The organism is Anaerococcus sp., assembly GCF_030825785.1.
Classification (GTDB): domain Bacteria; phylum Bacillota; class Clostridia; order Tissierellales; family Peptoniphilaceae; genus Anaerococcus.
In genome coordinates, this window is record NZ_JAPJPG010000055.1 from 1 (window position 1) to 8135 (window position 8135).

At 37.1% G+C, this 8135-nt stretch carries 8 protein-coding genes and 1 tRNA gene; 7 read left to right on the top strand and 2 right to left on the bottom strand.

From position 1 onward, the window contains the following. The 6 genes from RCH56_RS06905 to RCH56_RS06930 form a co-directional block, all read left to right on the top strand. A partial coding sequence (locus tag RCH56_RS06905) for a rod shape-determining protein (protein WP_306484244.1) occupies window positions 1-460 on the top strand: 460 nt, incomplete at its 5' end. Window positions 461-466: 6 nt separating this feature from the next. After that, window positions 467-1360 (top strand): rod shape-determining protein MreC, encoded by an 894-nt coding sequence (mreC, locus tag RCH56_RS06910; RefSeq protein WP_306484245.1) that lies wholly within the window; start codon window positions 467-469, stop codon window positions 1358-1360. Next, on the top strand, window positions 1353-1838 hold the full coding sequence (gene mreD, locus RCH56_RS06915; RefSeq protein ID WP_306484246.1) for a rod shape-determining protein MreD: 486 nt from the start codon (window positions 1353-1355) through the stop codon (window positions 1836-1838). The genes mreC and mreD overlap by 8 nt, the downstream gene beginning before the upstream one ends. Window positions 1839-1849: 11 nt before the next feature. Further along, window positions 1850-5302, top strand: a complete 3453-nt coding sequence (locus tag RCH56_RS06920) for a penicillin-binding transpeptidase domain-containing protein (protein WP_306484248.1) — start codon at window positions 1850-1852, stop codon at window positions 5300-5302. 6 nt (window positions 5303-5308) lie between these two features. Beyond that, window positions 5309-5932, top strand: a complete 624-nt coding sequence (locus tag RCH56_RS06925) for a hypothetical protein (protein ID WP_306484249.1) — start codon at window positions 5309-5311, stop codon at window positions 5930-5932. Next, a complete protein-coding gene (locus RCH56_RS06930) occupies window positions 5929-6852 on the top strand; it encodes a ribonuclease E/G (RefSeq protein ID WP_306484250.1) in 924 nt (307 codons plus the stop codon). Before RCH56_RS06925 ends, RCH56_RS06930 begins: the two co-directional genes overlap by 4 nt. On the opposite strand, the gene RCH56_RS06935 is transcribed toward RCH56_RS06930, so the two are convergent. Beyond that, window positions 6827-7093: a GIY-YIG nuclease family protein gene (locus tag RCH56_RS06935; RefSeq protein ID WP_306484252.1), complete on the bottom strand. Its 267-nt coding sequence runs from the start codon at window positions 7091-7093 to the stop codon at window positions 6827-6829. The two genes, RCH56_RS06930 and RCH56_RS06935, sit on opposite strands and share 26 nt — an antisense overlap. Continuing rightward, on the bottom strand, window positions 7090-7695 hold the full coding sequence (locus RCH56_RS06940) for a regulatory protein RecX (protein ID WP_306484253.1): 606 nt from the start codon (window positions 7693-7695) through the stop codon (window positions 7090-7092). Before RCH56_RS06940 ends, RCH56_RS06935 begins: the two co-directional genes overlap by 4 nt. 305 nt (window positions 7696-8000) lie before the next feature. Between RCH56_RS06940 and RCH56_RS06945 the strand changes: the two genes are divergently transcribed. Then, window positions 8001-8077 (top strand) — tRNA-His (locus tag RCH56_RS06945). Window positions 8078-8135: the final 58 nt, after the last annotated feature.

Consider the following 8135-nt stretch of genomic DNA (forward strand, 5'->3'; position numbering starts at 1 on the left):
CTATATAGATGATACGACTGTAGAATTGATACGAAATAAGTTGTCTCTAGAAATGGGTAAAAATACAGCAGAAGTTGTAAAAAAGAATCTAATAAGTCTTAAAGTTTCAGACAAAAATAATACTTTGAAGGTCGATGGAAGAGACCTTGAGACTGCCATGCCAAAGACTATAGAAGTAAAAAGCAAGGATTTGGTTGAATGCGTCATGCCTTTTGCTAATGACATTTGTGAATTAATCTATGAAGTCTTAGAGAAAATTCCGCCAGAAATTAGCTCTGATATAAAAAGAGATAGGATCTTCCTTACAGGAGGACTTGCAAGACTTAAGGGGCTTATCGAATATATCTCAGACAATACTGGTCTTAGGGTAAATATCTCAGAAGATCCTCTTACAGATGCTATAAAGGGTGCAGGAATTATTTTAGATAATCCTGATAGATTTGTGAAATATCGTAAGTAGGTAATTATGGCATATAGAAGAAAGAAAAAAGATAGGAAGGGCTTTGTCGTAACTTTAGTAGTTTTGATTTTATTCATAACAATCTCTTCCCAAACAGAAAAAATTAACGAAACAGGTTCAAATATAGCTAACACAATCTTTGCTCCAGTAGAAAAAGTAACTTATTCCGTATCTTCTACCATAAAGGAGCAAGTTGAAAGAAGTCTAGGTTCTAAGGAGACTAGGGCAGCTGTAGAGAAATTAGAGGAAGAAAACAAGGCTTTAGAGATTGAAAATGCTAAGCTAAATACAATTATTAGCAAGAAAAACTTCCTAGAAGAAGAAAAAAACGCCCTTGATAATTCAGAAAATTCCTACATGAAGGCGAAAGTTGTAAACACAGACTCAAACTCTATGACCAAGAACTTCACTATAGATAAGGGCAAAAATGATGGAATCGAGGAAAATGACATCATCCTTCAGGCTATAGGTGATAGCAAATACTATACAGGTCTTGTTGGTAAAGTAGTAGAAGTCTATGCGACAACAGCAAGGGTCGAGACAATAAATTCTATGTCAAATGACGTATCCTTCATCAATTCCAAGAGTGGGGATTATGGAGTGATTGATAACTTCACTCAAAAGACTATCCAAGGTTACATGCTAGATGTCGATAGTGAAGTAGAGACTAAAGACGTCCTACTAACAAGTGGGCTTGGTGGAGTTTACCCAGAAGGAATCTATATAGGAACAGTATCCAATGTAACTATGAGTGAAGATGCTCTAAGGAAAAACATTACCCTAAACTCACCAGTGGATTTCTCTCACTTGTATAGGGTCTTGATTCTAAAGAAAACTGACCAATACAGTGTAGATGAGGTTATAGAAAATAGAGATTATCAAGGAGAAGTAGATGAATAAATTTAAGACCTTTATATTATTATTAGTATCATTTATCCTCCAAACATCTGTATTTTCTAAGATAGATATATTTGGAGCAAATATAAATATTCTAATACCAGCCATAGTCGTCCTATCCCAATATTTGGGAAGAAAAACTGGCAGTGTAAGCGGGCTAATCCTAGGTCTAGTGGAAGACTTTCTTCTAACACCATTTATAGGAGTAAGGGCCCTAAGCTATTATCTAATAGGATATATTGTAGGAGAGGTGAAAGTTCCAAAAGATAAGTCAAGTGGAGCGATTGTAACAGCTATAGCAAGTCTAGGAAGTTTCATTCTAATATCATTGATATACCTTATCCTAGGAAAGCCTGGAGCTGATATACTAACCTACGTGCCTCTAGCCCTAATTATAGAAATTGTTCTAAACAGTCTAGTTTATCTACTCTACAATATTATTGTCAAGAAAATCATGTACATTCCAACTTACAAGATATAAGGGGTGTTTAAGTGAAAAAAACAAGAGAAAAAAGACTGATTTTTGTACAAATCCTAGTCATAGTATTATTCCTTGCTATAGTTATTAGGCTAAGCAAGGTAATGCTAGTTAAGGGAGACTACTACAGAGACTTGTCTGACAATAGAAAAGTAAAAGAAGTTGATGAGATTGCAAGTCGTGGAAATATCTATGACAGAAACGGCAAAATCCTAGCAAGCTCTATACCATCCTTTACGGTCCAATTATACAAGGATCAAATGTCAAGCATGGATGAGGATAAGAAGATAGACAATATATCAAAGCTTGTCGATATTCTAGAAGAAGACGGAGTAAACTATACCGAAGACTTTAACCTAAGGCTAAACTCCTTTGAGTACAAGGACGAAGATACATACTTTGACCACAAGAAGATGCCTATGGATAAGGTGGTAAACCTTCTGATTGATAACAATCTCATAAGAGAATTTATCTCTTCGTCCTACCAAAAGGAAGGAATCGAATATGAAACGGCAAACACAGCCCTTCTTGCCCTAAAGAAAAGGGGAATCGATATTCCTTGCCATGTTGGCCAAAAAGATGGGGAGCTTGCTATAAGCTTTAAGGAAAACTCCGGAGAGAAATTAAAATCAATAGGCTTTAGTAAAAACGACGATCCAATGGATGTGATTGTAGAATCTGTTGGAGAAGATGAATCAGTAATTCTAACCATCCTCCAAAACTCTCACGCTAGAAAACTTGCTTATGACTTGCTTGTTGAAAATGGTCTTGAAGGAGATCTAGTCCTTAAAGACTATGCTGTAAGAAGCGACGAAGATTTCATAGAAAAAAAGGCCAAGCTTCACAAGCTTTTCCCAAATGTAGATTATAAATCAACTGCTTCCGATGATTTCTATGAGATTGTCAAAAATTCAACCATAGAAGAAGTATTGACAGAAGCTAGTGTAGATGATTCAGGAGAATATATCATTCCTGCTAATATCCTAATAGAGCAACTTGAAAATATGGGAATCTACGCTAACTTCGAAACAGAGGTTATTACTGAAAAGGATGATGATAAGAACAATTACTCAGTTGATGTAAGCTTCAAAAATCCCCAAGCAGGATCTGCTGTAAGTGAACTTGTAAAGCTTGCTGATGAAAATAAGCTACTTAAGAAGCTAATTCTTTCGGAAGAAATCAAGTACATGGCCCAAAATGCCAATACCAAAAACAATATCTATCCAAACATTGATATCACAGATGAGGACCCAGAAGAGTGGACCTATACCTTCACCAAAGACAAGAAGGATTTCTATACCTACTACGCCCAAAAGGATAAGACAAACAGCACAGACGACGTAGTAGACATACTCTCAGAAGAAAAAGATGCAGGAAAGATTCTTTCTTACATTAAGAAAGTAGACAAGCTAGAAGACTATAGCGACCAAGAAGCTATAGGAATCTTAACTATAGACAATAAGCTCAACCGCCAAGGCAACTTCGGCTATAGGCCAATAAATATTGTCTATCACGTGGACGAATCTACAGTCCTTAAGATCGAAGAAAAAATAGATAAGGCAAGCGGAATCATAGTAGATACTATACCAATTAGAAACTATCCAAATAGATACCTAGCAAGCCACGTCCTAGGATATATGGGACCAATTGCAACAGGCGATGAGGTTGATAAATATGTAAACGACAGGGGCTATCTCAGAGATGAAATCATAGGTAAGACTGGAATCGAAGAATCCTACGAGGATAATCTCAAGGGTAAGAATGGTAGAAGTCTCGTAACAGTAGACTCCGCAGGTAACAGACGTCAGACTATATCTAAGTCTACATCAGAGCCAGGAGACGATGTCTACCTTACTATAGACAGAGACCTCCAAGAACAAGCCGAAGAGTCCCTAAAGGGAGTCCTTGATGCAATCAGAGAAGGGATAAGCTACAATTCAGAATACGGAACATTTTCACCAATTAAGTCAGCTCCAAATGCTGAAAGTGGGGCAGTTGTCGTAAGTAATGTAAAGACTGGAGAAGTCCTAGCCCTTGCATCATACCCAGACTATGATCCGAATATCTTCGCCACTGGAGTATCAGCATCAGATTGGGAGAGCCTCCAGGTAGAAGAAGGTTCTGGTCCACTTGTACCAAGACCAATGCTTAATATAGCAACCCAAACAGCGGTTATGCCAGGATCAACCTTTAAGCTTGTAACAAGTCTTGCAGCACTAGAAAAGGGACTCGATCCACTTTCTGTAAACTACTGCCACGGCTTTATGGATATTGGAAATAGGAGATTTTCTTGCTTGATTTGGACAGAGACAGGGTCAACTCACGGAGAAGAAAACCTCTATGGGGCAATTAGAGACTCGTGTAACTATTACTTCTACACCCTAGCCTTGGGCAAGAACCCAGAAGATGGGGACACCCTAGGAGTAAAACTTGAGCTTAACGATATAAGACTTGCAGCGGAGAAACTCGGCCTTGACCAAAAGACAGGAATTGAGATAAATATACCAAACGAAACAGTTGGAAACATTCCATCAATCGGCAAGAAAGTCGAAGTAACCAAGACCATGCTCAAAAAATACCTGGAAAACAACCTAACAATCTTCATCAAGGACGGAGTAAAGAAGACTCGTGATGAGTACAAGAAGGACATTGAGGACATAGTTTCATTCGCAGATGATCCAGAAGGATGGACTAGAGATAAGATAATAGAGTTCTTGGACGAGAAGGGATATGAACCAATAGGAATCTACGATGGACAAATAGCTGGTCTTGCAGACACTATCAAGTTTACCTTCCTTAACCAAGCTAATTGGGACATTACTGACATGCTAAATATAGTAATAGGCCAAGGACAAAACGCCTACACACCAATTCAGATGAATAGGGTGATGGCGACTATATCAAATGGTGGCTACCTAAACAAGTACACCTTGATTAATAAGATAGCCAACCACGACTCTAAAGAAGTCCTCTTCAAAAATGTTCCAGATAGTAAAAGAATTGACATCAAGGATACCAAACATCTTGAAGATATCAAATACGGAGCCTTGTTAGTAGCTCAAAACAATCCGATTCTTAACAAGCTTCCTATGGATATAGGTGTCAAAACTGGTACAGCAGAAGTAGAAGGACAAAACGCCGACGGATCAGACTACTCATCCTACGCTTGGATGATTGGTTTTGCTCCATATGATGATCCAGAAATTGCAGTATCTGTTATCCTAACCCAGGGAGATACCAGCTACAACGTAAGTCCTATCGTAAGGGACATCGTGGCCAAATACTTCGACCTTAAAGTAGATATTTCAAACTCTGGAGATTCTAGTGAAGATATAGGACAAGTAGAATATGGCCAAGGCGCTGGAGGCGAAAATCCTGATGGAAATGATGGTGGCCATCCAACAGAAGAGACAAATACCAGGCAAAATAACGAGACAGACAACACAGAAAGCACTGAAGGGAATTAATCTCTTATGAAAGTTTATATAATCAATTCACAAATAGATAAGGACAGGGTAAAGTTTGCAGTATCTTTGGCAGAAAGGCTCAAAAAAACTGGCAAGACCCTCCTCATCTCTACTAAAAGAAATGAATCAAATATCGAAGACTATTACGACAAAGATGGGATGATTACCTATGACTTGGCAGATTATCTTAAGGGGGTAAATGACTTCAAGGAAGTTAGGGTAAGGGAAGACGAAAATCTCGACTTCCTTATAGCTCCCCTCCTAGAAGATAAGAAAGAAATCGATAAGGAAGATATGGACAAGATTCTCAAAGAAGAAGAATATAAGAATCTAGTAATAGACTCCCTTGACATAAAGCTTGTCGATGAGAAGAAATCTGTATTTATAGTAGAAGCAGGAAACTTCCCAGAGACAATAGCCGAAGATAGCTTCTTTATAAATGGAACAAGCCCAGATACAGATATAAGGCTATCCAAAGAAAAAATCGAATCCTACGGCAAAAACTACCTAGGAAATGTCAACCTAGGCCAGGGTTTTGACAAGCAAATCGACAATTTCATCAATGACAATTATGTAATTGTCCCAGACCTAAGTTTCTTCGAAAAGTTAAAGATGAAGTTTAAAAAATGACAGACTTTATATTTGTAGATGAAAAAGAAAAGCTTATGGGAAGGGTAAAGGAAGGTAGGATAGTGGAAATTAAATTCTACGACTCCCTCCTTGGTAATATCTACAGGGGTAAGGTCGTAAACAAAAATGACGCCCTTGGAGCCTACTTTGTAGAATACGATAAGGGAAAAACCCTTTATCTAAACTCCAAAACATCCTATAAGATTGGGGACAATGTCATTGTCCAGTACGTAAGAGATCCCGCAAATGGCAAGCTAGCCCTGGGATCTCTTAATTTTAAAATAGAAAATGATACTTACTATGTCAAAAGATTCGCAAGACTTATCAAGCAAAAGGAGCGGATGAAAAGAGATAAGGAAAAGTTTGAAGCTATAGGGAGCCTTAAAACTAGACTTATTCAAGAAGAAAAATTCTTCCCAACACCCAAAATCCTTTACGAAAATAGCCTAAAAGACATTTATCTAGAAGAAAATAAGGACAAAGAAATAAGAAAAGTAGAGATAGGAAATCTTCCTGAGTTTAGGGATTTTCTAGAATTAATTAAAGAAAAAAGACCAGTCTATGGGGACCTCTCTTTAATTATCGATGAACTAGAAACAATGACAGTAATAGATGTCAATTCTAATAGTAATAAAAGTACTAACAAAAAAGATAAGTTCTTGGAAAACATAAATATGGAATTGATAGATCCCATAGTTTACAATCTCAAGGCGAGAAACATAGGGGGAATGGTTATAATCGACTTTCTAAGAAATGAGAACAAAGAAAAAATCGAAGAAGCCATGAGAGAAAAATCGAAAGAATACGGCCTAGAATGTGAAATATTTGGATTTTCTCTTATGGGCTTATTCGAAATGACCATAAAAAGAAGAGGAGATAGATACGCGACAGAACTTAAGAAGAGAAATCTTCTAAGTTAAAGTCACGGACTAAGTCCTCTTTTTTCTTCTTATTAAGTTTTTTGATAGCACATTCAAGCTTAAGCCCTTCAGACATGGAGGAGACCTCCTTAAAATAAACTAGCTTTACAGGACGTCTTGCCCTAGTATACTTAGCACCCTTACCTGAATTGTGGCAGACTAATCTTCTTTTGACATCAGTGGTGTATCCTGTATAAAGACTGGTATCAGCGCACCTTAATATATAGACAAAATGACTCATGAGAAAAGCTCACCCATAACCCTTCCTATAATATCAAAATCAAAGCCCTTGGAGGCGAGATGCCTATAGACCTTGTTTTTCATCTTAAAAGAATAATCACCTCGAGCCTTTTTTTCAGCAAAATAAAGGGCCTTCTCATATTCCCTGTCATCATCGATTAGGGTCAAATTCTCATCGATCAAGGAATCTGGAATCCCCTTAAGCTTAAGCTTATACCTAATCTTATTCTTAGGCCAGCCATTAATTGAAGACTTATCAGCTATGAAACTTTTTACAAAAGACTCATCATCGATTAAATTATAAGAAGTTAAAAATTCAATTACCTTCTCAGTAACATCAGCTTCATAGCCCTTATCCCTTAAGATCTTTCCTATCTCAAAGCTAGTCTTGTTGGCATAAGAAATCCTATTTAAAATATAGTTTTTTGCCCTATTGTAAGAATTATCAGCCTGGATTTTAGAAAAAACATCAAAGTCTAGCTCTTCATTCTTCTCTATATAAAGGTCATTAAAAAGATCATAAGAGATATAAAAAAGCTCTCCAGAAACTTTAAGCCTACATAAATTGTACTTATCAGAAAATCCAATCTCTTCTAAGATCATAGACCAGCAAAAGAATTGTAGGCGCCATAGATAATAGGCGCTATCATGGCTATAGCAATCACGATTGCAAAAATTTTAAGTATAGTTTTTCTACTTTTCATAATTCACCTCTGTTTCTATTCTACTACTTGTAGGCCTAAAAGAAAAATTTTGCAAAAAAACTTGCACAAAAATAAAAAACGTGGTATTATGTTTATTGTTGAGAGAGAGATACATGACAATTGAAACTTTCAAAAAAGAAAATAATTGTTAGAAAAACTTGACAAGCTACTTCAATGATGGTATCATGAAATAGTGATGGCTTGGTGGGTATGGTCCAGTTGGTTAAGACACCTGGTTGTGGCCCAGGAGGCCGTGAGTTCGAATCTCACTACTCACCCCATATGCGGGATTGGCGGAATTGGCAGACGCGCTAGACTTAGGATCTAGTGGGAATTTTC

Coding starts and splice junctions, on each gene's coding strand:
- mreC (WP_306484245.1), top strand. CDS start 467: ATGGCATATAGAAGAAAGAAAAAAGATAGGAAGGGCTTTGTCGTAACT.
- mreD (WP_306484246.1), top strand. CDS start 1,353: ATGAATAAATTTAAGACCTTTATATTATTATTAGTATCATTTATCCTC.
- RCH56_RS06935 (WP_306484252.1), bottom strand. CDS start 7,093: ATGAGTCATTTTGTCTATATATTAAGGTGCGCTGATACCAGTCTTTAT.
- RCH56_RS06930 (WP_306484250.1), top strand. CDS start 5,929: ATGACAGACTTTATATTTGTAGATGAAAAAGAAAAGCTTATGGGAAGG.
- RCH56_RS06940 (WP_306484253.1), bottom strand. CDS start 7,695: ATGATCTTAGAAGAGATTGGATTTTCTGATAAGTACAATTTATGTAGG.
- RCH56_RS06925 (WP_306484249.1), top strand. CDS start 5,309: ATGAAAGTTTATATAATCAATTCACAAATAGATAAGGACAGGGTAAAG.